This window comes from Kribbella sp. WER1 (genome assembly GCF_054189145.1).
This window is the reverse complement of sequence record NZ_CM135186.1, coordinates 3,116,143-3,142,517: the sequence shown is the minus strand read 5'-3', so window position 1 is coordinate 3,142,517 and position 26,375 is coordinate 3,116,143. Positions and strand designations below refer to the sequence as shown.

25 protein-coding genes are annotated in these 26,375 nt (G+C 69.7%); 15 read left to right on the top strand and 10 right to left on the bottom strand.

Annotation, left to right across the window (positions count from 1 at the left end; all coding sequences use genetic code 11):
* The first annotated feature begins 6 nt into the window (after positions 1-6).
* From ACXJJ3_RS15270 to pepN, 3 genes are read left to right on the top strand one after another with little or no spacing between them, the layout of a single operon-like run.
* Positions 7-888, top strand: coding sequence for a LysR family transcriptional regulator (locus ACXJJ3_RS15270; protein WP_458170699.1), 882 nt, complete (start codon positions 7-9; stop codon positions 886-888).
* The gene (locus tag ACXJJ3_RS15265) at positions 885-1,250 is read left to right on the top strand and encodes a hypothetical protein (RefSeq protein WP_458170698.1); all 366 of its coding nucleotides are present in this window, start codon (positions 885-887) and stop codon (positions 1,248-1,250) included. Before ACXJJ3_RS15270 ends, ACXJJ3_RS15265 begins: the two co-directional genes overlap by 4 nt.
* A gap of 3 nt (positions 1,251-1,253) precedes the next feature.
* On the top strand, positions 1,254-3,692 hold the full coding sequence (pepN, locus tag ACXJJ3_RS15260; RefSeq protein ID WP_458170697.1) for an aminopeptidase N: 2,439 nt from the start codon (positions 1,254-1,256) through the stop codon (positions 3,690-3,692).
* Here pepN and ACXJJ3_RS15255 read toward each other — a convergent pair.
* Entirely contained in the window at positions 3,679-4,218 is a 540-nt protein-coding gene (locus tag ACXJJ3_RS15255) for an RNA polymerase sigma factor (RefSeq protein ID WP_458170696.1), read from the bottom strand. The two genes, pepN and ACXJJ3_RS15255, sit on opposite strands and share 14 nt — an antisense overlap.
* Positions 4,219-4,259: 41 nt before the next feature.
* Between ACXJJ3_RS15255 and ACXJJ3_RS15250 the strand changes: the two genes are divergently transcribed.
* The gene (locus tag ACXJJ3_RS15250; RefSeq protein ID WP_458170695.1) at positions 4,260-5,270 is read left to right on the top strand and encodes a serine/threonine-protein kinase; all 1,011 of its coding nucleotides are present in this window, start codon (positions 4,260-4,262) and stop codon (positions 5,268-5,270) included.
* A 17-nt stretch (positions 5,271-5,287) separates the two neighbouring features.
* Positions 5,288-5,881, top strand: a complete 594-nt coding sequence (locus ACXJJ3_RS15245) for a hypothetical protein (protein WP_458170694.1) — start codon at positions 5,288-5,290, stop codon at positions 5,879-5,881.
* Between the two features lie 221 nt (positions 5,882-6,102).
* Here the strand turns inward: ACXJJ3_RS15245 and ACXJJ3_RS15240 are convergent, their stop codons facing one another.
* Genes ACXJJ3_RS15240 through deoC form a run of 4 tightly spaced genes read right to left on the bottom strand, consistent with a single transcriptional unit; the run spans position 6,103 to position 10,380 of the window.
* Positions 6,103-7,116 (bottom strand): S66 family peptidase, encoded by a 1,014-nt coding sequence (locus ACXJJ3_RS15240; protein ID WP_458170693.1) that lies wholly within the window; start codon positions 7,114-7,116, stop codon positions 6,103-6,105.
* Positions 7,117-7,962, bottom strand: coding sequence for an aldehyde dehydrogenase family protein (locus ACXJJ3_RS15235; protein ID WP_458170692.1), 846 nt, complete (start codon positions 7,960-7,962; stop codon positions 7,117-7,119).
* Between the two features lie 19 nt (positions 7,963-7,981).
* Positions 7,982-9,418 (bottom strand): aldehyde dehydrogenase family protein, encoded by a 1,437-nt coding sequence (locus ACXJJ3_RS15230; RefSeq protein ID WP_458170691.1) that lies wholly within the window; start codon positions 9,416-9,418, stop codon positions 7,982-7,984.
* A 5-nt stretch (positions 9,419-9,423) separates the two neighbouring features.
* Positions 9,424-10,380: a deoxyribose-phosphate aldolase gene (gene deoC, locus ACXJJ3_RS15225; protein WP_458170690.1), complete on the bottom strand. Its 957-nt coding sequence runs from the start codon at positions 10,378-10,380 to the stop codon at positions 9,424-9,426.
* A 46-nt stretch (positions 10,381-10,426) separates the two neighbouring features.
* Here deoC and ACXJJ3_RS15220 point away from each other — a divergent pair, with 46 nt between their 5' ends.
* The 4 genes from ACXJJ3_RS15220 (at position 10,427) to ACXJJ3_RS15205 (ending at position 13,578) form a co-directional block, all read left to right on the top strand.
* Entirely contained in the window at positions 10,427-10,987 is a 561-nt protein-coding gene (locus ACXJJ3_RS15220) for a PH domain-containing protein (RefSeq protein ID WP_458170689.1), read from the top strand.
* Positions 10,988-11,066: 79 nt separating this feature from the next.
* Positions 11,067-11,876: an alpha/beta hydrolase gene (locus ACXJJ3_RS15215; protein WP_458170688.1), complete on the top strand. Its 810-nt coding sequence runs from the start codon at positions 11,067-11,069 to the stop codon at positions 11,874-11,876.
* Between the two features lie 124 nt (positions 11,877-12,000).
* Positions 12,001-12,954 carry a neutral zinc metallopeptidase gene (locus ACXJJ3_RS15210; RefSeq protein WP_458170687.1) on the top strand — a complete coding sequence of 318 codons (954 nt, stop codon included), beginning with the start codon at positions 12,001-12,003 and terminating at the stop codon, positions 12,952-12,954.
* 174 nt (positions 12,955-13,128) lie between these two features.
* Positions 13,129-13,578: a hypothetical protein gene (locus tag ACXJJ3_RS15205; RefSeq protein ID WP_458170686.1), complete on the top strand. Its 450-nt coding sequence runs from the start codon at positions 13,129-13,131 to the stop codon at positions 13,576-13,578.
* 30 nt (positions 13,579-13,608) lie between these two features.
* Here the strand turns inward: ACXJJ3_RS15205 and ACXJJ3_RS15200 are convergent, their stop codons facing one another.
* Both ACXJJ3_RS15200 and ACXJJ3_RS15195 read right to left on the bottom strand, forming a co-directional pair.
* Complete coding sequence (locus ACXJJ3_RS15200) at positions 13,609-15,216, bottom strand: phospho-sugar mutase (RefSeq protein WP_458171895.1); 1,608 nt, start codon at positions 15,214-15,216, stop codon at positions 13,609-13,611.
* Positions 15,217-15,406: 190 nt separating this feature from the next.
* A complete protein-coding gene (locus tag ACXJJ3_RS15195; protein WP_325035746.1) occupies positions 15,407-15,868 on the bottom strand; it encodes a gamma-glutamylcyclotransferase in 462 nt (153 codons plus the stop codon).
* 31 nt (positions 15,869-15,899) lie between these two features.
* Here ACXJJ3_RS15195 and ACXJJ3_RS15190 point away from each other — a divergent pair, with 31 nt between their 5' ends.
* The gene (locus ACXJJ3_RS15190; RefSeq protein WP_458170685.1) at positions 15,900-17,279 is read left to right on the top strand and encodes an NAD(P)H-quinone dehydrogenase; all 1,380 of its coding nucleotides are present in this window, start codon (positions 15,900-15,902) and stop codon (positions 17,277-17,279) included.
* A 1-nt stretch (position 17,280) separates the two neighbouring features.
* Here ACXJJ3_RS15190 and ACXJJ3_RS15185 read toward each other — a convergent pair whose 3' ends face one another.
* Positions 17,281-18,171 (bottom strand): hypothetical protein, encoded by an 891-nt coding sequence (locus tag ACXJJ3_RS15185; protein WP_458170684.1) that lies wholly within the window; start codon positions 18,169-18,171, stop codon positions 17,281-17,283.
* A gap of 103 nt (positions 18,172-18,274) precedes the next feature.
* Between ACXJJ3_RS15185 and ACXJJ3_RS15180 the strand changes: the two genes are divergently transcribed.
* Both ACXJJ3_RS15180 and ACXJJ3_RS15175 read left to right on the top strand, forming a co-directional pair.
* Entirely contained in the window at positions 18,275-19,147 is an 873-nt protein-coding gene (locus tag ACXJJ3_RS15180) for a hypothetical protein (RefSeq protein ID WP_458170683.1), read from the top strand.
* A 7-nt stretch (positions 19,148-19,154) separates the two neighbouring features.
* Positions 19,155-20,057 carry a hypothetical protein gene (locus ACXJJ3_RS15175; RefSeq protein WP_458170682.1) on the top strand — a complete coding sequence of 301 codons (903 nt, stop codon included), beginning with the start codon at positions 19,155-19,157 and terminating at the stop codon, positions 20,055-20,057.
* A gap of 55 nt (positions 20,058-20,112) precedes the next feature.
* On the opposite strand, the gene ACXJJ3_RS15170 is transcribed toward ACXJJ3_RS15175, so the two are convergent.
* Positions 20,113-20,949 carry a hypothetical protein gene (locus ACXJJ3_RS15170; RefSeq protein ID WP_458170681.1) on the bottom strand — a complete coding sequence of 279 codons (837 nt, stop codon included), beginning with the start codon at positions 20,947-20,949 and terminating at the stop codon, positions 20,113-20,115.
* Between the two features lie 161 nt (positions 20,950-21,110).
* On the opposite strand from ACXJJ3_RS15170, the gene ACXJJ3_RS15165 reads away from it, so the two are divergent.
* From ACXJJ3_RS15165 to ACXJJ3_RS15155, 3 genes are all read left to right on the top strand, one after another.
* Positions 21,111-22,478 carry an N-acetylmuramoyl-L-alanine amidase gene (locus tag ACXJJ3_RS15165; protein WP_458170680.1) on the top strand — a complete coding sequence of 456 codons (1,368 nt, stop codon included), beginning with the start codon at positions 21,111-21,113 and terminating at the stop codon, positions 22,476-22,478.
* Entirely contained in the window at positions 22,475-23,671 is a 1,197-nt protein-coding gene (locus ACXJJ3_RS15160) for a SpoIID/LytB domain-containing protein (RefSeq protein ID WP_458170679.1), read from the top strand. Before ACXJJ3_RS15165 ends, ACXJJ3_RS15160 begins: the two co-directional genes overlap by 4 nt.
* A 115-nt stretch (positions 23,672-23,786) precedes the next feature.
* Positions 23,787-24,968 (top strand): glycoside hydrolase family 76 protein, encoded by a 1,182-nt coding sequence (locus ACXJJ3_RS15155; protein ID WP_458170678.1) that lies wholly within the window; start codon positions 23,787-23,789, stop codon positions 24,966-24,968.
* Positions 24,969-25,517: 549 nt separating this feature from the next.
* Here ACXJJ3_RS15155 and ACXJJ3_RS15150 read toward each other — a convergent pair.
* On the bottom strand, positions 25,518-26,369 hold the full coding sequence (locus ACXJJ3_RS15150; RefSeq protein WP_458170677.1) for a peptidylprolyl isomerase: 852 nt from the start codon (positions 26,367-26,369) through the stop codon (positions 25,518-25,520).
* Between the last annotated feature and the right edge of the window lie 6 nt (positions 26,370-26,375).

Genomic DNA, 26,375 nt, shown 5'->3' with positions numbered 1-26,375 from the left:
GGAGGTATGCGGTATGACCTCGACGATCTCCGGCTGTTCACACACGTCGCGGCGGAAGGCTCGATCACCGCCGGCGCCCGGGTGATGCACCTCAGTCTGCCTTCGGCCAGCGCGCGGGTCAGAGCGCTGGAGGCGCAGGCCGGCGTACCGCTGCTGGTCCGCGAACGGCGCGGTGTCCGGCTGACCCCGGCGGGTGCCACGCTGGCCCGGCATGCGCGCGAGGTGCTGGCCGAGACGACCCGCCTGGACAGCGCGGTCGCGTCGTACGCCGTCCCGCGTTCGGCCCCGATCCGCCTGGTCGCGGGCGGGTCCGCGATGCACCAGCTGGTCCCGCTCGCGCTCGCCACCTTCCTGCGCGACCATCCGGAGTACGACGTGAACGTGAGCGAGCGGCGGACCGTCCGGATGGTCCGGCTGCTCGCGGCCGGTGAGGCGGATCTCGGCGTGATCCTCGACGACGAGCCGACCCCGCTGCGCACCGAACGGCTCGCCGACGACTCGCTGGTCGTGATCGGCCAAGCGGGCGGCACGCTGTCCGGCCGGGCCTCGATCGCGTACGCCGAGGTCGCGGAGCATCCGCTGGTGGGGCTCGTCCGGAACTCGCCGCTCAGCGAGTGGATGGACGACCGCCTCGGCCCGCACGCGCCGGCGCCGCGGTACCGCACGCTGGTACCGACGTTGCACGCGCTGATCACGCTCGCGACTGCGGGCGCCGGGCTGGCCGTCGTGCCGCGGCGTGCTGTCGACCCGAGCGCCGAGGTGGACATCTGCCCGCTGCAGGACGCGTGGTCGACGCGGCATCACCTGGTCTGTTACGCGGCCGATGCGCCCGAGGCGGCGCACCTGCTGGCGGAGCATCTGCACGCGGCGGCTAGCGTTCAGGCATGAGCGCGGACATTCCCCTGCAGGCGTTCGAGGCGTTGTTGCGCAGTCCGAACGTGCCGACGGTCTGCCGGGCGCTGAACATGTATCAGGTCGCGGCGGCGTACACGCAGCTCAGTGGTGGGAACCCGCTCGAGCCGCTGGCGGCCGACGTACGCCAGGTGGCGCTCGAGATCCTGTCGCGGCCACCTGTCGAAGCGAGCGAGGACATCCGCGCCGGGTTCGACCACGTGAGCGCGTTGAACGTTCTCACCACATTGGCCGAACCTGCCGACCTGCCGGTCATCACCACGATCCTCGAGACCAGTCCGCACGAGGAAGTACGCGCGGTCGCAGCTTTGGCGGCGACGACGGCGCGGAAGGGATAGCGCATGCGCGCGTTGACTGTTGACGAGGCCCGGCAGCGGGCGACGGACCTGAGCCTGCGGTCGTACCAGGTCGCGTTCGACCTGACCGATCCGGGCGACACGTTCGTCACGACCAGCCGGATCCGGTTCGGGGCCACAGGCAGTACGAGCTGGGTGGACGTGAAGCCCGAGCGGCCGCTGGCCGTCGAGCTCAACGGGCGGACGCTCGACCCCGCCGCGCTCGACGGCGGCCGGTTCCCGCTGACCGACCTGCAGCCCGAGAACGAGCTCGTCGTCACCGCGACGATGCTGTACTCCGCGGACGGCGAGGGACTGGTGCGCTCGGTCGACGCCGCGGACGGGCAGGTCTACACGTACGCGATGTCGTCGCTGGAGTCTGCGCCGCGGTACTTCGCGTGCTTCGACCAACCCGACCTCAAGGCGCCGTACTCCGTCACCGTGAAGTGTCCCGAGGACTGGGTCGTGCTGGGCAACGGCGCGGCCACCCGGACCGCGCCGGGGGAGTGGACGCTCGCCGAGACCAAGCCGCTGTCGACGTACTTCGTCACGCTGGTGGCCGGCCCGTACCACCAGATCACCGGGGAGCACGACGGGATCCCGCTCGGACTAGCCTGCCGGCAGTCGTTGCGCGCGCACCTGGACAAGGACGCCGAGGACCTGTTCCGCACCACCCGCGAGGCGTTCGACGAGTACCACCGGCTGTTCCGCATCCGGTACCCGTTCGGCGGGTACTGGCAGGTGTTCGTCCCGGACTTCAACATGGGCGCGATGGAGAACCCGGGCTGCGTGACGTTCACCGACAGCCTGCTGTTCCGCGGACCGGCGACCGTGGCCGAACGCAGTACCCGGGCGCGGATCGTCGTGCACGAGATGGCGCACATGTGGTTCGGCGACCTGGTCACGATGAAGTGGTGGAACGACATGTGGCTGAACGAGTCGTTCGCCGAGTACATGGCGCACCGGGTGTCCGAGGACGCGACCAGCTACGGCGGCAACTGGACCGACTTCGCGTTCGTCCGGAAGTGGTGGGGCCTGGTCACCGACCAGAGCAGCTCGACGCATCCGGTCGCGCCGGACACGCTGAAGGACGCGCGGCAGTCGCTGGACGACTTCGACGGAATCTCGTACGCGAAGGGCGCGGCGGTCCTCAAGCAGCTCGCGAAGTACCTCGGGGACGACGTGTTCCTCGAAGGCGTCACCGCGCATCTCAACGCACACGAGTACGGGAACGCCGATCTGCACGAGTTCATCGCGAAGCTGACCGAGGCCGGCGCCCGGGACCTGGACAGCTGGTCCGGCCAGTGGCTGCGGACGTCCGGCGTGGACACGATCACCGCCGTACGCGCGGAGTCCGGGGTCGCGCTGCACCGGACGAGCCCGGACGCGTCCCGGCGGCTGCACAAGCTGAGCGTCGGCGGGTTCGACGCCGACGGATCGACCGCCGCGGTGGACGTGGCGCTGACGGGCGACGCGGTGGACGTTGCGCTGGGCAACGATGTGGTGGTGCCGGACGCCGGCGACGACACCTGGGCGAAGATCCGGCTCGACGAGCTCAGCCTGCGCAGGCTGCCGGACGTGCTGCCGACGATCGCGGACGGTACGACGCGCGCGGTGATCTGGAACTCGGTCCGGGACGCGGTCGCGGACGCCGAGCTTGACCCGCGGCGTGCGCTCGACCTGTTCACCGCGGCGCTCCCGCACGAGGACAGCGACATCGCCGTCGGGTCGCTCGTCCAATGGCTCGAGGACCGTGTCCTCGGCCGCTACCTCGACTACGACACCTACCGCGTCCCGGTGGCCGACGCCCTACGCGACAAGCTGGCGACCACCGCGCCGGGCAGCAGCCTGCAGCTCGTGACGGCCCGCGGCCTGATCGCGACCAGCGACGACGTCGAACTGCTGACCTCCTGGCTGGACGGCGCTGCTCCGGACGGTCTGGAGATCGACACGGACCTCCGCTGGTCGCTCGTCCTGCGGCTGGTCCGGCTCGGCGGGTACGGCGCCGCGGAGATCGACGCCGAGCTGGCGCGGGACCGCTCCACCGAAGGCATCAACCACGCCGCCCGCTGTCGCGCCGCGCTGCCCGACGGCAAGGAGGCCGCCTGGACGCGGATCATGACCGACCCGTCGGTCGGCGTGAAGGAACTCCTCGCCGCCGCGGAGGGCTTCTGGCATCCGGGACAGGCCGCACTCACCGCGCCGTACGTCCGCCGGTTCTTCACCGACATCCCGGGCACCGGCGCGATCCGGTCCGGGATGGTGCTCGGCCTGACCGCGCACCGGATGGCCCCGCGGTTCGCGATCGAGCCGGAGCAGGTCGCGCCCGCCGAGGCGCTGATCGCGGACGCGAGCGTGGTGTCGGGGATCCGCCGGCAGACCGCGGACTACCTCGACGACCTGCGCCGGGCGCTCGCGGTCCGGCGGACCTTCAGCGGACGGTGAGGCGTTCGGCCACGGCCTTGCGGGCCTGGTGGATCCGGGCCTTGACGGTGCCGAGCGGGACGTCCAGCTCGTCGGCGATCTCGGCGTAGGACAACGCGCCGAGGTCGCGCAGTACGAGCGGCTGCACGAGTTGCGGGTGGCTGGACTCGAGGGCCTCGAGGGCTTCCAGCAGATCCAGGCGGGAGCCGGCGATCACCGACGTGGTGCGCGGGTCGACCGATTCGGGGAGGACCTCGGCGGACTGCTCGACCGAGCGGCGCTTGAGCGTGCGGTACGTCTGCCGGGCCTGGTTCGTGGCCACGATCGTCACCCAGCCGGCGAAGCTGCCGGTGCCGCGGAACGTGTGCACCTTGTTCGCCACCTGGAGCAGCGTGTCCTGGACCGCCTCCTCGGCGTCCTCCCGGTACGGCAGGAACTTCGCCACCCGGCGCTGCACCTGCGGCCGGATCGCCTGCAGAAGTTGTGGAAGCACCGTTTGGTCCCCGGCAGCGGCTCGGGACGCGAGTTCTTCCAACTCCTCGGTCATGCTCCCCCTTTTGAGCTTGGTTGTAGCAGAGAATAGCCGGGATGGATGTCATCGGGCGGTACCGGTTACGGGACAAGATCGGCGCTGGCGCGTTCGCCACCGTCTGGCGGGGGTACGACGACGACCTGGACGTCGACGTCGCCGTCAAGGTGCTGGCGGACAACTGGGCGTCGCGGGCCGACGTGCGCGAACGCTTCCTGTCCGAGGCCCGGCTGATGCGCCGGATCTCCAGCGACCGGGTCGTGCGGGTCTTCGACCTCGGCAAGCTCGACGACGGCCGGCCGTACTTCGTGATGGACTACGTCGGCGGCGGCACGCTGGCCGACGTCCTGCGGCAGGGCCGGCTCGACCCGGTCGACGCGCTCTGGTGGGGCGCCGACCTGGCCCGCGCGGTAGCGGCGCTGCACGGCGAGGGCGTCGTCCACCGCGACGTCACCCCGGCGAACCTGCTGCTCCGGGCGGGCGAGGAGGCCGGCGGTGGCACGCACCGGATCGTGCTCGCCGACCTCGGCCTGGCGAAACGCGCCGCGGAGGCGTCCGGCCTCACACAGGCCGTCGGTACGCCGTCGTACATGGCGCCGGAGCAGGGGCGCGGCGACGGTGGGTTCGACGAACGCGCCGACATCTACGCGGTCGGCGCGGTCACGTACGCACTGCTGACCGGCCATCCGCCGTACTCCGCGGCCTCGATCGGCGACGTGCTGAACCGCGACCCGGACCTGCCGCCGCAGAGTCTCCGCCCGCTGCTGCACGACTCGGTCGGCCAGCTCGACGACGTGTTCGCGCGGGCCCTCGCGTACCGGGTCGCCGACCGCTGGGATCGCGCCGACTCCTTGGCCGAGAGGCTGGAGGCCGAGGCGTACCGCCTGGAGCAGGAGGCGCCGCTGCGCGCGGCCGAGCGGACCACGATCACTGAGGACGACCTGGACACCACGGTCGCCACCGACCCGCCGGTACGCCGTCGTCGCCGACTGCGGGCGTGGTTCCTGCTCGCGGTACCGGTGCTGTTCGTGGCGGCCGGTGCCGGCGGGTGGTTCCTCTTCGGCAGGTGACTGCATAGAGTAGTCGTATGGCTACTTACCGCAGTCTTGTGGTGATCCTCGCCTTACTCGCCCCCGCCGACCAGCCGGTCGCCACGTACGCGTGCCGCGCCGACACCAAGTTCGGCAAGCACACGATCTCGCTCCGCCAGGGCGTCGACGCCCAGGCGCCCGCCACCGTCCGCGCCAACGCCCGCTTCACGATCGCCGTCCACTCCCAGCAAGGCACCCTCCCGACCGAGGTCAAGGGCTTCAAACTCCAGGAGGTCCGCGACCTCACGCTGCGCATCCCGGTCCCCGCCAACGCGGCGTACCTCAGCTCACAACTGATCGGTGGCTCGGGCCTCAACTCCACTCCATCCGTTCAGCTGGAGGGAAACACCGCCGTCGTCAAGGTGTCCGGCCCGATCCCCGGCGGCGCGACCTTCCAGCTCCCCACCCTCAGCATCCGCCTGCGAGCAGGCCGGCCCGGCGTCATCGAGACCAAGCTGAAGGGCACCAGCTACGACGACCCAGGCCTCACCCTGCAGGCCAAGATCAAGTGGAAGTTCATCACCACCACAGCCCCGGTCGCCTGCTATCCCGACCCGAACCCGGCCCTCACCCGAACGCTGGTCCGCTAGGCCGTAGGCAGCACCCGAGCCAGCGACAGGCGGGGGCGGCTGGTCCTGTGCCACTTGAGGGGTTGGCCTCTGAGATGGTGGGTTCGCCTACCGGCATGCAAGGGGCCAACCCACAAGGTCAGGGGTCAACCCCGATGCCGTCCAGTTGGGCGGTGGGGGATTGGGGCGTGGGGGCGCGGGGGCGTGGGGACGGAGCGTGAGCTCGACGCTCGGGGGAGGCGCTAGTAGGTGACCGTGATGCGTTGCGCGGCCGGGTCGAGGTGGATCTGGCCGCCGTACGGCAACGTCAGCATCGGGTCGGTGTGGCCGATGTCGAGGCCCTTCACCACGACCGCGTCCGGGCTGTACTCCGCCAGCGCCCGGTCGACCGCCAAGTACTGGTCGGTGACGTAGGCGACCGACTGGTCCGGCGTCAGTTCCGCGAACAGCGACCGCGACTTCGGGCGCCCCCACAGGACGGCGTCGAAGCGCTCGAGCAGCCCGCGTTCGCCCATGTTCCGGAGGATCCGGTACACGGTCTCGGCGGACGGCATGTCCTCGCTGGTCTCGCAGAACAGGACCCCGTCGTACGACGCGGTCGGCAGCATCCAGCGGTTCGCGGCGAGTTGCCAGTCGAGGATCTCGACGCACCCGCCCCAGAGCTTCCCGGTCACCGCGCGGGACCCGCTCCACAGCCAGCCGGTGCCCGGGAACAGCTCCGGCTCGGTCTCCAGGTTGGCCGCGACGTTCCAGTCGTGGTCGATGTCCGTCCACCCGGTCGCCGGCGTCAGGTCGTACGAGCCGCCGGTGAACATTGCCGCCCGCAACGACCGCTCGGTGTCCGGGTGCATCGCGCCGCCGCGGCCGAACTGCACCATCACGCTGCCGCCGTAGTACCCCGGCAAGCCCAGCGAATACAGGAAGTTGTGCAGGTTCGTGTTGTCGCTGTAACCGAAGAACGGCTTCGGGTCCGCCTGGAAAACGGCCGGGTCGAGATGCTTCAGCACCGTGATCTGGTCGTCCCCGCCGATGCTCGCGAACACCGCCCGGATCGACGGATCCGACCAGGCCGCGTGCAGATCGGCGGCCCGCCCCGCGGGCGTCGCGCCCATCCGGCGGGTCGTCGGGTACTCGACCGGCTCCAGCCCGAAGTCCTCGCGCAGCCGACGCAGTCCCAGCTCGTACGGCCCCGGGAAGATCTCCGGCAGCCCCCGGGACGGCGAGACGATCGCGACCCGGTCACCTGGCTTCAGCACTCAGACTCCGATCGGGTGCCACACGGTCTTCAGCTCGAGGTACTGCGTGAGCCGCGACAGGCCCTGGTCCGCGGACCAGTCCTCCTCGGCGGGACGGCGTACCCGCTTGAGGTTGTCGGCCGCGGCGACCTCGAGGGCCGTCGCCTCCTGCGGGTCCTCGATCCCGCACAGGTCGATCGCGTTCACGTCCTGGTGCGACGCCAGCCACGGCCCGATCTCGGACGCGGACCCGGTCAGCAGGTTCACCACGCCACCCGGTACGTCGGAGGTCGCCATCACCTCGCCGAGCGTGACGGCCGGCAGCGGACGCTCGTACGACGAGACCGCGACGACCGTGTTGCCCGAGACGATCGCCGGCGCGATCACCGAGGTCAGCCCGAGCAGCGACGAGTCCTGCGGGGCGAGCACCGCGACCACACCGGTTGCCTCGGGCAATGAGAAGTCGAAGTACGGGCCGGCCACCGGGTTCGACGAGCCGACGACCTGGGCGATCTTGTCGGCCCAGCCGGCGTACCAGACCCAGCGGTCGATCGCCTCGTCCACGACCGCGCGGGCCTTCGAGATCGACAGGCCTTCGCCGGCGGCGACCTCGGCGCTGAACTGCTGGTGCCGCCCCTCCATCACCTCGGCGATCCGGTACAGCACCTGACCCCGGTTGTACGCCGTCCGCCCGTGCCAGCCGTTGAACGCCTTGCGGGCCGCGACGACCGCGTCCCGGGCGTCCTTGCGGGAGGCCTGCGACGCGTTCGCCAGGAACTTGCCCTTGGCATTGTTCACGACGTACGACCGGCCCGATTCGCTGCGCGGGAAGGCGCCGCCGATGTAGAGCTTGTAGGTCTTGCGCACTTCAAGCCTTTGCGTCTCTTTAGTGGGCAAGGTAGGCCTCCAGACCGTGGCGACCGCCCTCGCGGCCGTAACCCGACTCCTTGTAGCCGCCGAACGGCGAGGTCGGGTCGAAGCGGTTGAACGTGTTCGCCCAGACGACGCCGGCGCGCAACTGGTTCGCCATCCAGAGGATCCGGGAACCCTTGTCGGTCCAGATCCCCGCGGACAGGCCGAACGGGGTGTTGTTGGCCTTCTCGACCGCCTCCTGCGGAGTACGGAAGGTCAGCACCGACAGCACCGGGCCGAAGATCTCCTCGCGGGCGATCCGGTGCGCCTGCGAGACGCCGGTGAACACGGTCGGCGGGAACCAGTAGCCCTGCGGCGGCAGCTCGCACTCCGGCGACCAGCGCTCGGCGCCCTCGTCCTCGCCGATCTGCGACAGCTCGCGGATCTTCGCCAGCTGGGCGGCCGAGTTGATCGCGCCGATGTCGGTGTTCTTGTCCAGCGGGTCGCCGACGCGCAGGGTCTCCATCCGGCGCTTCAGCCGGCCGAGGACCTCGTCGTACACGCTCTCCTGGACCAGCAGCCGGGAACCGGCGCAGCAGACGTGGCCCTGGTTGAAGAAGATGCCGTTGACGATGCCCTCGACGGTCTGGTCGATCGGGGCGTCCTCGAAGACGATGTTCGCGGCCTTGCCGCCGAGCTCCAGCGTGACCGCCTTGTGCGTCCCGGCGACCGACTTCGCGATCGCCCGGCCGACCGCGGTCGACCCGGTGAACGCGACCTTGTCGACGTCCGGGTGCTCGACCAGCGCCTGACCGGTGCGGCCCGCGCCGGTGACGATGTTGACCACGCCCGGCGGCAGCTCGGCCTGCTGGCAGATCTCCGCGAACGCCAGCGCGGTCAGCGGGGTGGTCTCGGCCGGCTTCAGTACGACGGTGTTGCCCGCGGCAAGCGCCGGGGCGATCTTCCAGGCCAGCATCAGCATCGGGAAGTTCCACGGGATCACCTGGCCCGCGACACCCCACGGCTGCGGGTCGTCGCCGACCCCGGCGTACTCGAGCTTGTCGGCCCAGCCTGCGTAGTAGAAGAAGTGCGCGGCCACCAACGGGATGTCGACGTCGCGGGACTCGCGGATCGGCTTGCCGTTGTCCAGCGACTCCAGGACGGCGAGCTCGCGGGACCGCTCCTGGATCAGCCGCGCGATCCGGAACAGGTACTTCGCCCGGTCCTTGCCGCTCATCGGGCCCCAGACCTTGTCGAAGGCCTTCCGGGCCGCGCGCACGGCCTTGTCGACGTCGGCCGGCCCGGCCTCGCTGACCTCGGCCAGGACCTCCTCGGAGGCCGGCGACACGGTCTTGAACGGCTTGCCGTCCGTCGCGTCGACGAACTGCCCGTTGACGAACAGCCCGTACGACGACTTGATGTCCACGATCGCCCGGGACTCGGGCGCGGGGGCGTACTCGAATCTGCTCATGCCTGTCAGTCCAAGGTGAAGTAGTCGGGGCCCGGGTAGTGCCCGGTGGCCAGCTTGGTGCGTTGCATCAGCAGGTCGTTCAGCAGGCTGGAGGCGCCGAAGCGGAACAGTTCCGGGTCCAGCCAGTCCGGTCCGGCGGTCTCGTTCACCGTGACCAGGTACTTGATCGCGTCCTTCGCGGTCCGGATCCCGCCGGCCGGCTTGACGCCGATGTGCAGCCCGGTGGCCTCGTGGTAGTCGCGGACCGCCTCCAGCATCACCAGCGTGACCGGCAGCGTGGCCGCGGGGGACACCTTGCCGGTGGAGGTCTTGATGAAGTCCGCGCCGGCCAGCATCGCCAGCCAGGACGCCCGCCGGACGTTGTCGTAGGTGACCAGCTCGCCGGTCTCCAGGATCACCTTGAGATGTGCGTCACCCGCGGCCTCGCGGATCGCGGCGATCTCGTCGAAGACCATCGCGTACCGCCCGGACAGGAACGCGCCGCGGTCGATCACCATGTCGACCTCGTCGGCACCGGAGGCGACCGCGTCCTTGGTGTCCTGGACCTTGATCGCCAGGCTGGAACGCCCGCTGGGGAAGGCGGTCGCGACACTCGCGACGTTGATCCCGGAGCCCTGCAGCTCGCGCTTGGCGGTGGCGACCAGGTCCGGGTACACACAGACCGCGGCCACCTGGGGCGCGCTCGGGTCGGCCGGATCGGGCCGTTTCGCCTTCGCACACAGGGCTCGGACCTTGCCGGGGGTGTCCTGCCCCTCCAGCGTGGTCAGGTCGATCATCGAGATCGCCAGGTCCAGCGCGTACTGCTTGGCGGTGGTCTTGATCGACCGGGTGCTCAGGGTGGCGGCACGGGCCTCCGCGCCGACCTGGTCGACGCCCGGCAGCCCGAGCAGGAACCGGCGCAGCCGGTCCTCCGAGGAGGTCACGTCGGCCAGGGTGTCGACGCCGCTGTCGAGTGTGGTCACCCAAGGCAGTCTAGTGCCGAATCGGAGAGCCGGTTACGTTGTGCTGGTGAAGTCGAAATCGCCGGAGAGCGAGCAGTACCTGTCCGCGTCGAACCGGATCACCGGGACCATCGTGCTGGTGATCGGGGCGCTCGGCCTGCTCGACGTGGTCCTGGAGTGGCGGACCGCGACCGGCGTCCTGGTCGGCAGCATCATCGCGATCTTCATGACGCTCGCGTACGTCGGCCTGATCCGGCCGTCGGTGACGCTGGACCCGGACCACCTGCTGCTCCGCAACCACCTGCGCGACTACCGGATCCCGTGGTCGAAGGTGACCGGCGCCGACGTCACCGACCTGCTCCGGGTGCACACCGAGGCGAACCGCTACCGCGCGCCCGGCGTCCAACTGGTCATGCGCGATCTTCGCAAGCAACGGGTCGGCGGCCGCAAGCTCGCCGCGGACAGCTCGATCTCCAAGGCCGACATCGTGGTCAACCGCATCGAGAACCATATGGAGCGGTACGCCGCCACCTCCGAGGGCGACGTGGTCACCGCCTGGGCCCGCCCGGAGCTGATCGTGATCGCGGTGCTGGCCGTGCTCGCCGTCGTCGCGGCCTTCCTGCGCTGACCCGGGTGCTGAGCTGTTGCTGACTCGCCGTACGTTCTTACGTACCGGCGCGGCCGCCGCGGTGGCTGCCGTTGCCGGAGTGACCGCTCTCGAGGCCGGTGCCGTACCCGGTCGCGGACGGGTCCACGAACTGCTCGGGCTGACCGGCCCGGACGGCGTGGTCCCCGACGTACCCGCCGGTCCGGTCGTGTCCGGGACCTTCGCCTCGCGAGCCCGCCGTACCCAGGTGGGCTACAGCGTCATCTACCCCGACGGGTACGCCGCCGGGGCCCGGCTGCCGGTGGTGCTCGCGCTGCACGGCCGGGGCGGTGACCATCGCTCGGCCGTCAACGACCTCGGCCTGGATCGCTACCTGACGTCCGCGGTCCGCGCCGGTACGCCGGCGTACGCGGTGGCGACCGTCGACGGCGGATCGGACAGCTACTGGCACCGTCGCGCGGACGGTACCGATGCCGGCGCGATGATCGAGCAGGAGCTGTTTCCGTTGCTCACGGCCCGTGGTTTGACCACCGCCCGGTACGGCGTACTCGGCTGGTCGATGGGCGGGTACGGCGCACTGCTCCAGGTGCTGCAGCGCAAGGTCCCGCCGGTCGCCGCCGGCGCGATGAGCCCGGCGCTCTGGCACCGGTACGCCGACGTCCAGCCGGGGGCGTTCGACGGCGAGGCCGACTTCGAACGCAACCAGGTGCTGGGCCGGGCGAGCGGCTTCCAGCAGGCCGCCGTCCGGATCGACTGCGGGCGGGACGATCCGTTCGCGGGAGCGGCCCACGATCTGCGCGCCGAACTGCACGCCGACGGCGGTCAGCAGCCCGGACTGCACACCGGCGGCTACTGGCGGCGCATGCTGCCTGACCACCTGCGATTCCTGGGTGCGAAACTTGCCGGCTGAGACACAACTCAACGGAACTGTGGCGCGAATCGCCGCGTCCTAGCCCGTGTTCCAGCCCGGGTGAACCCCTGTGCACCCCAGGATTGGTCCAACAGGTCCCTTAGACACATCGAGAGTGGAGCTCATGGTCAACCTCTCCCGCTACACCCTGCGTGGCGTGGCCACCGTCGGCGCCCTGGCCGGCTTGGCCGCCCTGGCGTTGCCGAACGCCCAGGCCGCGCAGACCTCCAGCACGGCGACCACTGCCGCGACGGCCGCGACCGCGACCCCGTCCGCGCCGGTCGACGGCACGGCGTACGCGATCGGCAACCCGCCGGCCGGCGACGGCCTGACCACGAAGTCGTCGGCGACGAACGTCGTGCAGTACAACCGGCTGTACAAGACCGGCGCCATCCCGACGTCGAAGTGCAAGGAGCTGAACGTCTCCCTGCGCACCTTCAACGGTGTCGTTGCGTACGAGAACAACCTGTTCAAGTGCCTGTACGGCTCCTGGGCGCTGCCGCTGAAGCAGGCCGGCGCGAACTACAAGGTCGCCCCGAAGCTCGTCGTTCACAACAGCCGCTCGGTCAACTCGTACTGCGGCGTCGTCACCGACACCGCGTTCTTCTGCGGTTACAACGGTACGCAGACGATCTACATCCCGGCGTACCAGATCATCAACTACTGGAAGCAGAGCCCGACGATGGCGCGGGCGTACGCGACCTTCACGCTGTCGCACGAGTACGGCCACCACGTGCAGTGGATGACCGGCATCCTGAGCTCGTCGTTCCAGCGGACGGCCGCGATCAGCACCTACGCCGGACGGCTCGAGGAGAGCCGTCGTCGTGAGCTGCAGGCGTCCTGCCTGGGCGGTGCCGTGGACGGCGCGAACAAGCGCAACTACCCGTTCAGCGGCGGCTTCATGACGCAGTACAACTGGGTGGTCAGCCACAGCGGTGACCAGCCGGGCGGCGCGCGGGACCACGGTTCGCTGAAGAACCACGCGTTCTGGGTGACCTCGGGCTTCAACGCGAAGCACAGCTACACCGTCGCCGGAAACTGCAACACCTTCCGTTCGTCGTCCGCCTACGTCGCCTGATCCAGACGTGAGCTGACGACTCGCAGCACGTAACTCAGCCGCCCGGTACGCGTTGGCGTACCGGGCGGCTGTTGCGTTTTGGCGACACCTGCACGATCTGCGATCGTGTGGTTACTTGTTCGGAGTGCGCAGGCCCTAGAGTTCTGAGTCGATCGTCGAACGGCAGGAGTCAGAGTGAACTACGACGAGTTCAACACCGAGTACGCGAAGGTGCTGGACAAGATCAAGAGCGGTCGCTGCACCTGGTCGGAGCTGTCCGGGCACGTCACCCGGTTGCGGCAGGCGACCGTCGGCATCACCGCGCCGGTGGAGCGCACCCAGGTCGACCACGACCTGCAGGCGCTCAGCCAGATGGTGGACATGTCCCGGCGGACCAACGACAAGGAAGACGTCTGGACGGTCACGTCCGACGCGATCCGCAAGGCCAGCAGCCAGGAGGGGACGGTCGCCGACCGGATCGCCCGGATCGAGGCCGCGATCAACGACATCTCGGCGCTGGCGAACCGGAACCCGGACGAGCGGGACGCGCTGATGCAGTCCACCAGCACGCTCCGCATCCTGCACTCGTCGCTGCAGAGCTCTCTGCACGCCGAGGCCGCCGAGGCGGCAGCTGCTGCTCGCTGAGCCCCGGAACCACCCGCCAGGTGTTCCGGCTCAGATACCTGCCGCGGCAGCCAGAGCTGTCTTGATGGCTGCCAACGCGCCCGCTGCCTCGATCCGTGCCGCGGCCACGTCCGTGGTCACCGGCACGACCACCTCGAGGTAGCACTTGAGCTTCGGCTCGGTACCCGACGGGCGTACGACCACGCGTGCGCCGTCGGACAGCGTGTAGCGCAGGCCGTCCGTCGGGGGCAACGACTCGGACCCCTGGCTCAGGTCGTCGATCCGCTGCACGCTGTACGCGCCGAGCGTGGTCGGCGGCGTCGCCCGCAGCCGGTCCATTGCCTGCGCGATCAGCGACAGGTCCTCCACCCGCGCTGACAGCTGGTCGGTCGCGTGCAGGCCGTGCTTGACCGCGAGATCGTCCAGCAGGTCGACCAGCGTCCGCCCGGCCGCCTTCGCCTGCGCCGCGAGCTGCAGCACCCGGACGAGCGTCGAGATGCCGTCCTTGTCCTTCACCGTGTCCGGGTCCACGCAGTACCCGAGCGCTTCTTCGTACCCGAAGGCCAGCTCCGGGACCCGGCCGATCCACTTGAAACCGGTCAGTGTCTCGACGTACCGGACGCCGTACGACGCCGCGATCTTCCCGAGCAGCGAGGACGACACGATCGAACAGGCGGCGACACCCTGGGACCCAGGGAGCAGGAATTCACCGAGAAGGCTGCCCAGCTCGTCGCCTCGTAGCATCCGCCAGCCGCCCGCGTCCGGGACCGCGACCGCGCACCGGTCGGCGTCGGGATCGTTGGCGACGGCGATGTCGGCGCCGATCTCCCGCGCGAGGTCCAGCGCGGCGTCGATCGCGCCCGGCTCCTCCGGGTTCGGGAACGAGACGGTCGGGAAGTCCGGGTCCGGGTCGGCCTGCGTCGCGACCACCTGCGGTACGGCGAACCCGGCCCGCTGGACCGCTTTTTCCACCAGGGCGCGCCCGACCCCGTGCAGCGGCGTGTACGCGACCTTCAACTCCCGCGGGGCGTCCATCGGGACGAGCTGCGCGATCCGGTCCAGGTACGCGTCCAGCAGGTCGTCGCCGGCCGTCTGCCAGTCGTCCCCGCGCGGTACCTCGGCCAGCGGGCCGACGGCGGCGATGGCGGCCGCGATCCCGGCGTCCGCGGGCGGCACGATCTGCGAGCCGTCGCCCAGGTACACCTTGTAGCCGTTGTCCTGCGGCGGGTTGTGGGACGCGGTCACGACCACGCCGGCGACCGCGTGCAGGTGCCGGATCCCGAACGCGACCACCGGCGTCGGGGCCGGCCGGTCCAGCAGTACGGCGTCCAGCCCGGCGCCGCGGATCACCGCCGCGGTGTCCTGGGCGAACACGTCGGACTTGTGCCGCGCGTCGTACCCGATCAGCACCGGGCCGTCGGTCAGCCCCTGCGCCTTCAGGTACGCCGCGAGCCCGGCGGCGGCGCGGATCACGACCACCCGGTTCATCCGGTTCGGCCCGGCGCCGACAGCGCCGCGCAGACCCGCCGTACCGAACTCCAGGGTGCCGGAGAAGCGGTCGGCCAGCTCGTCGGTGGCCCCGGCGTCCAGGAGCCGGGTGAGCTCCGCACGGGTGTCGGGGTCGGGGTCCTCACGCAGCCAGGCCTCGGCCGCTGCCATCAGGTCTTGGTTCACATGGGCACTCTAAGGCCCTGTCTGGTGATCCAGCGCCTACTGCGGGGCACTCGGCACGGCATCTCGCCGCACGGGTGCAAAGGCCACGATGCTCCGCATCGAGACCTTCGCCCCCGCACGCCGAGCTACCGCACCGAGCACCTCCTCGCTACGGCGCTGGATCACCAGACAGGACCTAATGACCCGACGACTGACAGGGACGGGAACGGATGTCCGCCACGTAGTCGTCGGGGGCGCCGGCTGCCTCTGCGGCCTCGGCGAGGATGCCCAGGTAGCGGGCCGACGGCAGGCCGCCCTCGTAGGCGTTCAGGACGTACATCCAGGCCAGCTGCTCGCCGTCCAGGGTCTGCACCCGGACCTGGATCTTGCTGTACACGCCCTGGTCGATGGCCTCCCACTCGTCGAGGCGCTCGACGTCCTTGGGGTGGACGTCGTACAGCGCGACGAAGACCTGGTTCGCGGGGTCGGCCGGGTCCTCGACCACGGTCGCCATCGCCCCCTCCCAGCCGAGCTCCTCGCCGCCGAAGGTGAGCCGCCAGCCGGTGATCCAGCCGGTCCCGCGCAGGGGCGAGTACGGGCACCGCTCGGCCATCAGGTTCGGGTCCAGATTCGACGCAAACGCGGCGTACAGGGTCACGGAAAAACAGGATACGGAAGAATGGCCTCCCGTGGCGCGAGTTGTGATCATCGGAGGCGGTCCAGGTGGGTACGAAGCGGCCAGTGCGGCTGCCCAGCTCGGTGGGGAGGTAACGGTTGTCGACTCGGACGGAATCGGCGGTTCCGCGGTGCTCACGGATTGCGTTCCGAGCAAGACCCTGATCGCCACCGCCGAGGTGATGACCGAGGTGGAGGAGGCCGGCGAGCTCGGTGTCCGGCTGGACGACGGCGACGAGGATCCCGCCAACTCCGTGCGTGTCGATCTCTCCGTCGTCAACAAACGGGTGAAGGCGCTGGCCGCCGCCCAGTCCTCCGGGATCAGCCGCCGGCTGGATCGGGACAGGGTACGGGTGATCCAGGGCCGCGGCCGGCTGGACGGTCCCGAGACCGTGGTGGTCGGCGACGAGCGGCTGGACGCCGACGTGGTGCTGATCGCCACCGGGGCAAGGCCCCGCATCCTCAAGGGCTCCGAGCCGGACGGCGAGCGGATCCTCACCTGGGAGCAGGTCTACGAGCTCGAGGAGCTGCCAGAGCGGCTGATCGTGGTCGGGTCCGGCGTCACCGGCGCGGAGTTCGCCAGCGCGTACGACGCGCTCGGCAGTGACGTCGTCCTGGTGTCGTCGCGGGACCGGGTGCTGCCGGGGGAGGACGCGGACGCGGCGGCCGTCCTGGAGGATGTGTTCAAGCGCCGCGGGCTGACCGTGCTGAGCAAGTCCCGGGCGGAGTCGGTGAAGCGGCACGGCGACGGGGTCGTGGTGACGCTGACCGACGGCCGGAAGGTCGAGGGGTCGCACGCGCTGCTCGCGGTCGGATCGCTGCCGAACACCGACGACATGAATCTCGTCGAGTCGGGCGTGTCGCTGACCGACGGCGGGTTCGTGCAGGTCGATCGGGTGTCCCGGACGACCGCCCGCGGGGTCTACGCGGCCGGCGACTGCACCGGCGTACTGATGCTCGCCTCGGTGGCCGCGATGCAGGGCCGGATCGCGATGGCGCACGCGCTCGGCGACGCCGTCACGCCCTTGGACCAGTCAACGGTGTCCGCGAACGTCTTCACCGCCCCGGAGATCGCCACCGTCGGCCTCTCGCAGGCGGTCGTGGACGCCGGCGGCAGTACGGCGATGGTCGTCAAGGTGCCGCTGTCCGACAACGCCCGGGCCAAGATGCAGGGCGTCCGGGACGGTTTCGTGAAGCTGTTCTGCCTCCCGAACACCGGCATCGTGGTCGGCGGCGTGGTCGTCGCACCGCGGGCCAGCGAGCTCATCCACCCGATCTCGCTGGCCGTCGGCGCCCGGCTGACCGTCGACCAGGTCGCCCAGTCGTTCACGGTCTACCCGTCGATCTCCGGCTCGATCGCGGAGGCGGCCCGGCGGCTCCACCTCCGCAACTGAGTCAGTCGCCGTTCAGCGGGGGAACGCTCGCCGACGTGTACAGGTAGTACACAGGGTCCTTGTAGGTGCCTGGGACCTTGCCCAGGCCCTTGATCACGGTCGCGCCGTGGCTGACCGCGTAGAGGTACGCCGTACCGGTGTCCTTGTCGATCGCGGTCAGCAGGATGCTCTGCGTGCCGCAGCGCTGGGCGACCAGGCTCTCGAAGGTCTGCCAGGTGGAGGTCCGGATCTTCGTCACGATCGGCTGCTTGCCGGCCGCGCGGGGGATCCGGATCGTGTAGAGCGCCCCGCCGCGGGTGTTCGCGAGGAACGTGTCGTACGCCGGCGTCGAGCTGATCAGCGCCATCGTCTTCACGGCGGAGAACCCGTTGAACCGGGTCGTGGTGTCGTACGGGAAGTCCGTCCAGTGCCGCTCGAAGCGGTACAGCACGCCGTCGCCGCGCAGCCGGTACGTGTCGACCAGCAGGTGGTCCGCGCGGTACGACGTCTGCTCGTCGTAGACGTAGCCCTGGAAGTTCTTGCCCGAGTTGCTGAAGCCGGTGATCGGCTTCCCGGTCTTGTCGGTGCCGTACCAGGCCTCGTACAGGCTGGTGTTCAGCACTACCTCGCCGGAGGCCAGGTCGCCGGACGACGACTTCGGGTTCCGGATCCAGGTCGTGCTCAGCTTGGTGATCCCGGGCGTGAACATGTGTACGCCGGTGAACTGCTTCGCGGTGACCGGCCACCCGGCCGTGATGTTCGAGTAGCCGATGTCGCCGCCGGGCGTGACGGATCCGACCGTCATCGTGCAGGCCGTCGTGGTGGTGGTCGTGGTGGCGGACGCCGGTGTCGACGCGAGGGCGCCGAGGAGTACGGCGGACGCCGCGACCGCCGAGGTCCGGGTCAGGCTCATGCCGGACAGCTCCTTTCCGGAAACGTGTCTCCTTCATCTCGATACCACCGACTCCGGGAAAGTTGCCGGTAACTTTTCCGGTCGAGACCGCATCGTGCAGGTTGTGAAGAGCCCGAAACGTGCCACCGCCACCGCCACCGCCGCGGCCGCCGTGCTGCTCGGCGCGCTTGTGACCGTGCCTGCACACGCCACCCCGACTTCTGCTCCGACCCCTACCTGCAAGCTGCAGCTCCAGCCGCTGACAAGCCGCGGTGACGCGCCGAACACCACGATCACCGCCTCGAACCCACCGACCGCCAAGACCACGGCCGGCCCGCACCTGTTCACGGCCGGCGCCGCCCGGATCAGCTCCACCTGGCGCTGGGACGCCGGCTCGAACGACGCCTACGTCGTCCTCGGCGCCCGGCTCTACCAGGTCTCGTGGGGGTACGACGAGATGACCGGGGAGCTGTACGACTACCAGAACCCGGTCGGCGGCGGCTGGGACAAGTTCACGATGTTCGAGCAGGCGACGTACGGCTCGCCGGCCACCCGGATCGCGCGGTACGGGCTGCGCAACGACGGCGTGCTGTTCCGCTGGACGAGCTGGAAGAACGTCCGCCAGTACCCCGGGTTCGCGTCGGTGAAGGCGATGACGCTGATCGCCGAGACCAAGACGTACGACACGTTCCTGGCCACCACCCGCGGTGGCGCGCTCTACACGATCCACATCCCGGCCGACACCCGGTTGCAGCCGACCGTGAAGAAGGTCCGGGCCTCGACCTGGCAGAGCTTCGAGACGCTCGTCGCGGAGCGCTGCGGAACCCAGAGCACGTTGCTCACGGCAATCGACAAGGACACCGGCGCCGCGTACCTCTACGCGGTCAGCCACGGCGCCGCCGTCATCAAGGGCCTGGGCAAGGTCCCCGGCACCTACAAGGACCCGGTGATCTCTCGCTGGGTCCGCGACGACGCACCCAACCGAAACGGAGAGTAAGTCAGGTATGAAACTCAAGCGCACATGCGCGGCAGCGGCCTCGGCCCTGCTGCTCGGCGGTGCCGCCCTCGCGTCCGCCGCCCCCGCTCACGCCGCCACGACGACGTCCACCGGCGCGACCGCTGCCTGCCAGATGTGGCTGGGCTCGGTCACGTCCGGCGGCGACCTGGCGAACGCCGCGATCACCGCGGGCAGCCCGATCACCGTCAAGCGGTCGACCGGCCCGCACATGTTCCCGGCCGGATCCGCGAAGGTGCTGTCCACCTGGACCGAGACGATCGGCATCGCCGGCGAAGCCTCGTGGTACGGCGACGCGATCCTGAACTCGACGCTGTACTCCGGCGGGTACGGGACCGACTCGACCGGCAAGCCGTTCACCTCTCTGAAGGCCGTTGGCGGCGGCTACAACGGTTACAAGGCGATCGACGACACGTTCTACGGCGGCAAGACCGTTCGCGGCGCTTCGTACAAGCTGCGCGGCGACGGCGTGCTCTACCGGTACGACGCCGACCACAAGCTGTCCTCGCGGTACACCGGCTACTCGGCGGTCAAGACGATGACGCTGATCAGCGAGACCGCGACGTACGACACCTTCCTGGCAAACACCTACGGGGGTGCGCTGTACACGATCCACGTGCCGGCGAACATCAAGCAGGCGCCGGTCGTGAAGAAGGTCCGGACCTCGACCTGGCAGGGCTTCGAGTACCTGGTCGCGGAGAAGTGCGGCACCCAGAGCACCCTGCTCGCCGCGGTCGACAAGGACAGCGGTTCGGCCTACCTGTACGCCGTTGGGCACGCCAACGGTGCGGCGACCGTGATCCGCGGGCTGGGCAAGATCCCGGGCAGCTTCAAGGACCCGGTGTACTTCCTGAACACCGCCGAGGGCACCCCGCCGCTGTTCGGCGAATGAGGTGACGACAAGGCCCCGGTGACCAGCTGGTCACCGGGGCCTTTGCCGTTGCTGCCTAGAAGTCGCCGCCGAAGTCTCCGCCGCCGAAGTCGCCGAAGTCGAAACCGCCGCCGTCTCCGCCGTCCCCGCCACCGTCGCCGAAGTCGCCGCCATCGCCACCGTTGTCGCCGCCGTCGGCCATGCCGTCCTGGTAGCCGGCCGCGTAGTCGCCGTACCCGCCGCCGGCGAACATGCCGCCGAGTGCGGTGCCGATGAACATGCCGGTCAGCACACCGCCGACGCCGCCGAACAGACCCTGCGCGTACGGCGAGTAGGCCGGGCCGGCCTCCCAGTACGGCACCCGCTGCGGGCCGACCATGACCTTGCGGACGTCCGGCTCGGCGCCGGCCCGGACCCGCTCCGCGTCGGCCGCACAGGCCGGCACCTCGCGCGGCGCGCCGCCCGGCGGCGACCACATCACGTCGACCACCGACGGGCCGTGCTGCGGGTTGAAGAAACAGGCCGGGCGGCGCTGCGGCAGCGGCTCGCCGTTCACCCGGGCCTTCACGCAGGCGGCCGCGTACCGGCCGTCCTCGAGGATCTCGATCACGTGTTTGATCTGGTCGGCCTGGGTCACCTGGCCGATCGCCTGCTTGGCGGACTCGTAGGAGTCGAGCGCGCGCTGGTAGTCCTGCCGGGCGCCGTCCCCGAGGTCCTTGCCGACCATCTCCAGGTCGAGGTCCTGCAGCTCCTCGCCGAAGCGGGTGATGTCCTCGTCGGCGGTCCGCTTGACCGCGTCGAGCTCGGCGGCGGTGATCTCGTGCTGCTTCTGGTTCTGCAGCTTGGTCCGGCGGTAGGAGTTGTACGCCAGCACCGCGATCACCACGACCGCGATGATCAGGATGAATTCCATGACGGGCCTCTCTCGGGGGTCCTTTCCGGCAACCCTATCGAATGCCACAAGCGGGCCGCCGCCACGCAGGGTGATGCAATCCCGGGAAAGCGGTCACCGGCGACGCATAATCGAGGAGCGCGCCGCCCAGCGTCTGTCCCACCCCCGCCGGAAGGCCGCCTATGGGCAAGACCGCGCGACTGCTCCCGCTCGTACTCACCGCGACCGCCTTGGTCCCGCTGCACCCCGCCGACAACCCCTCCTACCAGGAGATTTCCCTCGACGGACCCTCCGTCCAGGCCGCCACCGCGCCGTACGGAATGGTCGGCATCACGTGGCCGGAAGGTGTGCGGAACGTCACCGCGAAGGTGCGGGTCGAGCAGAACGGGAAATGGACCGATTGGCAATCGTTATCTGTCGAGGACGACCACGGGCCCGATCCATTGGTGCCTGAAGGAATTCAGCGTGCGGGCACCGAACCGTTATGGGTCGGAAATGCGACCGGTGTCCAGGCGAGTGCGGTCGGCGAGACCGGTACGGCGGTTTCCGGCGCGAAGGTGGTGCTGATCCAGCCGGGCGTGCTGAGTTCGGACGCGGACCTGGGCACGGTCGGTGCGCCAGCGAGCGGGTCGCCGTACCCGATGCCGTTGATGGTCAGCCGGCGGCGGTGGGGCGCCGACGAGCGGCTGCGGTCGTACAACGGGGCGTCGTGCGTGCGGCCGAAGTACACGACGACGGTGCTGGCGGCGTTCGTGCACCACACCGCGGACCGCAACGACTACACCCGGACGGACGTCGCGGGGATGGTGCGGGCGATGTACGCGTACCACGTGAAGAGCCGCGGCTGGTGCGACCTCGGGTACAACTTCCTCGTCGACCGGTTCGGCCGGATCTTCGAGGGCCGCGCGGGCGGCGCGCAGCTGCCGGTGCTCGGCGCGCACACCGCGTCGTACAACGCGAACTCGTTCGGCGTCGCGGTGATCGGGAACTTCGACAAGACGGCGCCGCCGGCCGCGATGCTCGAGTCGACGGCCCGGGTGATCGCCTGGAAGCTGGACGCCAACTACCGCTCGCCGTCGTCGACGATCCGGCTGGACGGAAAAAGTCTGCACACGGTTTCCGGACACCGGGACACGAAGGCGACGGACTGTCCCGGCACCGAGCTGTACAAGAAGCTCGGCTGGCTGCGGCAACGGGTGAACACGTTGATGGCCGGCAGCTTCTCGACCCCGATCTACCGGTATGCCAGGAAACTCGGTTTCCGAAACATCGGACAGCCGTTCTGGGGCGAGCACCCGACCCGGACCGGGCGGGCGACGTACTTCGCTACCCGGGACGTCTTCTACTCCGTTGCCACCGGCCCGCATTCGACCGCCGGCGCGTTCCGGACCAGGTACCGGCGGCTCGGCGCGGGCAGTGCGCGACTCGGGCTGCCGATCACCGACGCGTACCAGGTGCAGGGCGGGGTCCGGCAGAAGTTCCAGCGCGGCTGGCTGGTCTGGGACCGCCGCACCCGGCAGGTCCAGGTCGTCTACGGGAGGGATCTATGAGAAAACGTGTGATCGCGGCGGTCGCGCTGTCATCGACGATGGTGTCGACGGCGGTGAGCGCGCCTGCTTTCGCTCGCGAGATCACACCGGCCGCGGCGGCCGCGCCGGACACCGCGATCACCGGGCGCGGGTTCGGGCACGGCCGCGGACTGTCGCAGTACGGCGCCCAAGGGGCCGCGCTGGCGGGGAAGTCGGTCAACCAGATCCTCGACTTCTACTATCCGCGGACGACCACCGGGAAGGCGACCGGCAGCATCCGGGTCCGGATCAGCGCCGACACCACCGACGGCGTCCGGGTCAGCGTGGTGAACGGGCTCGCGGTCCGGTCGCTTGCCACCGGCAAGGTGTATCCGTTGCCCAAGGCATCGACGATCGACCAGTGGTCGATCGACCCGAACGGTGAGCACGGCACCAAGCTCAGCTCGTACGACGCGTCGACCAAGAAATGGACGCTGTACAAGACGTTCACCGGGATGGCGCAGTTCGAGGGCGCCGCGGTGATCGGGCTGATCCTGCCGAGCGGCGCGGTCCGCCGGTACCGCGGGGCGCTGCGGGCGATCGACGTGTCCGGCGCACACCTCGACACCGTCAACGTGCTGCCGCTCGAGTCGTACCTGCGCGGCGTCGTACCGCGGGAGGCCGTAACCAGTTGGCGGCCCGCGGCGCTGCAGGCCCAGGCCGTTGCCGCGCGCACCTATTCCGTCTACCACCGGGACCGCGCGAGCGGACGGGCGTACGACCTCTGCGACACCACGTCCTGCCAGGTGTACGGCGGGTACGACGACGAGGAGACGTCGACCAACAACGCGATCGCGGCCACCGCCGGGCAGATTCGGCTGTACAACGGCAAGCCGATCATCGCGGAGTTCTCGTCGTCGAACGGCGGGGCGACCGCGGCCGGCGACGCGGCGTACCAGGTGACCAAGGTGGACGGCTGGGACGCGTACCCGCGGAACGGGAACCCGAACGTCACCTGGAGGGTCACCCGCAGCGCCGCCGAGATGCAGGCGGTGTTCAACGTCGGGTCGATCCGGTTCGTCCGGGTGCTGAAGCGGACCGGCGTCGGCCCGGGCGGCGGTCGGGCGGTCACGGTGCAGGCCGTCGGGTCCCGCGGGTCCCGGGTGCTGACCGCCGACCAGGTCCGGATCCGGCTGCACCTGCGCTCGGCCTGGATCAGCTTCCCGGCGCGCTGACCTGATATGCCAACCAAGGCTTCCGAAGAGTCGGAGGCTGAACCATTGACGGGCCCTCCATGCGCCGGTTAGAACGTGACATCGCTGTCAACCACCGCCCAGGAGGAGCAGGTCGATGCGCAGAAAGCTTGGTATATCAACACGTCTGGCCGCCGGAGTTCTCGCGGTCGCGGTCCTCGGAGCGCTGAACATGTCCACCGCGAGCGCCGCGGACACCGAGGGCATGGCCGGTGCCGATCCCACCGCCGCCGCCCGGGCCAGGGCGTCGTACGACGCCATCAACAAGTACTTCGACGCCGGCAAGGGTGGCCTGCTGCTCGAGGAGTACCCGAACACCCAGTCCAACGCGTACTCGTACGTCTGGCCGTACTCGCAGGCGGCGATCGCGGCCGAGGACCTGGCCGGAGCACCCGGCGCGGGCCGGGCCGGATCCGCGGAGGCGGACCGGCGGATCGCGGCGTACGAGTACTACTGGAACGCCGGGACCACGCCGACCGGGTACGACTCGTACGTCCGGCCGCCGAACGGCCAGGGCGGCGACAAGTTCTACGACGACAACGAGTGGATCGGCCTGAACTTGATCCAGCGGTACAAGCGGACCGGCGACCCCGCCGCGCTCGCCCGCGCCAAGGACATCTTCGCGCTGACCGTGCACGGCTGGGACACGGACCCGTCGCACCCGTGCGCCGGCGGCGTGTACTGGACCCAGGCGCCGTGGAGCCAGGACCGCAACACGATCTCCAACGGCCCGGGCGCGGAACTCGGCGCGCACCTCTATCTGCTGACGCGGGACAAGTCGTACCTGAGCTGGTCCAAGAAGATGTACCAGTGGGCGCAGACCTGCATGCTCGCGCCGAACGGCCTGTACTGGGACCACATCGACCTGGCCGGGAACGTCGAGAAGACCCAGTGGAGCTACAACCAGGGCGTGATGCTCGGCGCCGGAGTGTTGTTGTTCAAGGCAACGGGTGATGCGCGTTACCTGCGCGACGCGAAGTCGGTCGCGAACGCGTCACTCGCGTTCTACAACACACCCGAGATGCTCGCGAAGCAGGGTGCCGCGTTCAACTCGATCTGGTTCAAGAACCTGCTGATCCTGGACTCGGTCAGCCCCGACCCCCGCTACCGCAAGGCGATGCAGTCCTACGCCGACTACAACTGGAACACCACCCGAGACCCCGCCACCAACCTCTACAAGTTCCGCGAAGGCACCGTAGAACTCCTCCAGCAATCAGGCATAACCCAAATCCACGCCCTCCTCTCCTGGCCCCGCTCCCGCTACACCCTCCTCGCGTAACACGACAGCCACCTCGCCAAGGCTGACCTTGGTGAGCGCCGGGCCACCCGCCACCCACCCGTGTGCGGGAACCACCCACCCGCTGCCCGGGCAACACCCGCAGCAAAGCTGCCGCCCGGGCAGCCCCCACCATCCACCTACTGCGCAGACAGCCCCTGCGGTGCGGTTGTTGTGCGGGCTGCGCCCGCCGTCCACGTGTTGTGCAGGTAGCACCTGCGGTGCGGTTGTTGTGCGGGCTGCGCCCGCCGTCCACGTGTTGTGCAGGTAGCACCTGCGGTGCGGTTGTTGTGCGGGCTGCGCCCGCCGTCCACGTGTTGTGCGGGCAGCACTCGCGGTGCAGCTGTTGTGCGTACGGCGGCTGCCACACACCCGCTGCGCGGGTAGCACTTCTGCGCACGTGCTGTACAGTTCCCCGCGCTCGACGAGGACGCCGCGCACGTGCAGCACCCACGGGTGCACCTGCGTGCGGGGAGCAATCCCGCGGCAGGGCATCACATACAACACCGCGCCGCCCGGCCCCGGAGGGGACGGGCGGCGCGGTTTGGTTTTTCAGGCGGCAGCTGTAGCTGTCTTGATGTCGACGGGCGTGATCGGCGTCCCGTCCTGCGGACCGTTCTGCGGTGTCACCCCGGCCTCCGCGACCTTGTCGATCTCCTTCAGCCCGGCTTCGTCGATCGTCCCGAACGCCGTGTACTGCGCCGTCAACCCGGACGCATCGCCGTACACGATGAAGAACTGGCTCCCGTTCGTGTTCGGCCCGGAGTTCGCCATCGCCAGCATCCCGCGACCGTACTTCAACGTCGGATACACCTCGTCCGCGAAGCTGTACCCCGGCCCGCCGGACCCGGTCCCCGTCGGATCCCCGCACTGCAGGACCTGCAGCCCCTCGCCAACGGTCAACCGATGGCACTTCGTGTTGTCGAAGTACTTCTGCCCGACCAGACTCAAGAAGTTCTTCACCGCACAAGGCGCCAGCGCACTGTCCAGCGTCAGCTGCAGATCACCGATAGACGTGTTCAGACTGACCTTCGACGTCCCGGAAGCCTTCGTCTTCCCGTCCGCCGGCAGGTTCACCTTCTTCGCCGCCGGCTCAGCGCTCTTCTTGTACGTGCAGTTCACCTCGGCAGCCAGCGGCGTCGCCCGCTTCGGCGCCGGGAACATCGCGGTCGGGATGCTCGACGGCTTGTTGTCCGGCGCGGCCTCGGTACTGCCGGCCGCCGGCTGGTTGTCGCCGCCGCCCCCGAAGACCACGAACGCCCCGACGACGACCACGACCACCGTCACGACCGCCGCGACCGTGACCGCGAGATTCCGGCGCTGCCGCCGATGTTCCGCGTCCCGTTCGGCCTGCCGCTTCGCTTTCCGCGCCGCCAGCTGCTGCTGGTGGGTCTTCTTGGACATGCAGTA

Bases quoted from the DNA above. Each gene is read 5' to 3' on its own strand.
- ACXJJ3_RS15165 (WP_458170680.1), top strand. From the start codon at position 21,111: ATGGGCAAGACCGCGCGACTGCTCCCGCTCGTACTCACCGCGACCGCC.
- ACXJJ3_RS15160 (WP_458170679.1), top strand. From the start codon at position 22,475: ATGAGAAAACGTGTGATCGCGGCGGTCGCGCTGTCATCGACGATGGTG.
- ACXJJ3_RS15200 (WP_458171895.1), bottom strand. From the start codon at position 15,216: ATGGCAGCGGCCGAGGCCTGGCTGCGTGAGGACCCCGACCCCGACACC.
- ACXJJ3_RS15185 (WP_458170684.1), bottom strand. From the start codon at position 18,171: ATGAGCCTGACCCGGACCTCGGCGGTCGCGGCGTCCGCCGTACTCCTC.
- ACXJJ3_RS15230 (WP_458170691.1), bottom strand. From the start codon at position 9,418: ATGAGCAGATTCGAGTACGCCCCCGCGCCCGAGTCCCGGGCGATCGTG.
- ACXJJ3_RS15265 (WP_458170698.1), top strand. From the start codon at position 885: ATGAGCGCGGACATTCCCCTGCAGGCGTTCGAGGCGTTGTTGCGCAGT.
- ACXJJ3_RS15170 (WP_458170681.1), bottom strand. From the start codon at position 20,949: ATGGAATTCATCCTGATCATCGCGGTCGTGGTGATCGCGGTGCTGGCG.
- ACXJJ3_RS15255 (WP_458170696.1), bottom strand. From the start codon at position 4,218: ATGACCGAGGAGTTGGAAGAACTCGCGTCCCGAGCCGCTGCCGGGGAC.
- ACXJJ3_RS15245 (WP_458170694.1), top strand. From the start codon at position 5,288: ATGGCTACTTACCGCAGTCTTGTGGTGATCCTCGCCTTACTCGCCCCC.
- pepN (WP_458170697.1), top strand. From the start codon at position 1,254: ATGCGCGCGTTGACTGTTGACGAGGCCCGGCAGCGGGCGACGGACCTG.
- ACXJJ3_RS15155 (WP_458170678.1), top strand. From the start codon at position 23,787: ATGCGCAGAAAGCTTGGTATATCAACACGTCTGGCCGCCGGAGTTCTC.
- ACXJJ3_RS15175 (WP_458170682.1), top strand. From the start codon at position 19,155: ATGAAACTCAAGCGCACATGCGCGGCAGCGGCCTCGGCCCTGCTGCTC.
- ACXJJ3_RS15250 (WP_458170695.1), top strand. From the start codon at position 4,260: ATGGATGTCATCGGGCGGTACCGGTTACGGGACAAGATCGGCGCTGGC.
- ACXJJ3_RS15150 (WP_458170677.1), bottom strand. From the start codon at position 26,369: ATGTCCAAGAAGACCCACCAGCAGCAGCTGGCGGCGCGGAAAGCGAAG.
- ACXJJ3_RS15270 (WP_458170699.1), top strand. From the start codon at position 7: ATGCGGTATGACCTCGACGATCTCCGGCTGTTCACACACGTCGCGGCG.
- ACXJJ3_RS15210 (WP_458170687.1), top strand. From the start codon at position 12,001: ATGGTCAACCTCTCCCGCTACACCCTGCGTGGCGTGGCCACCGTCGGC.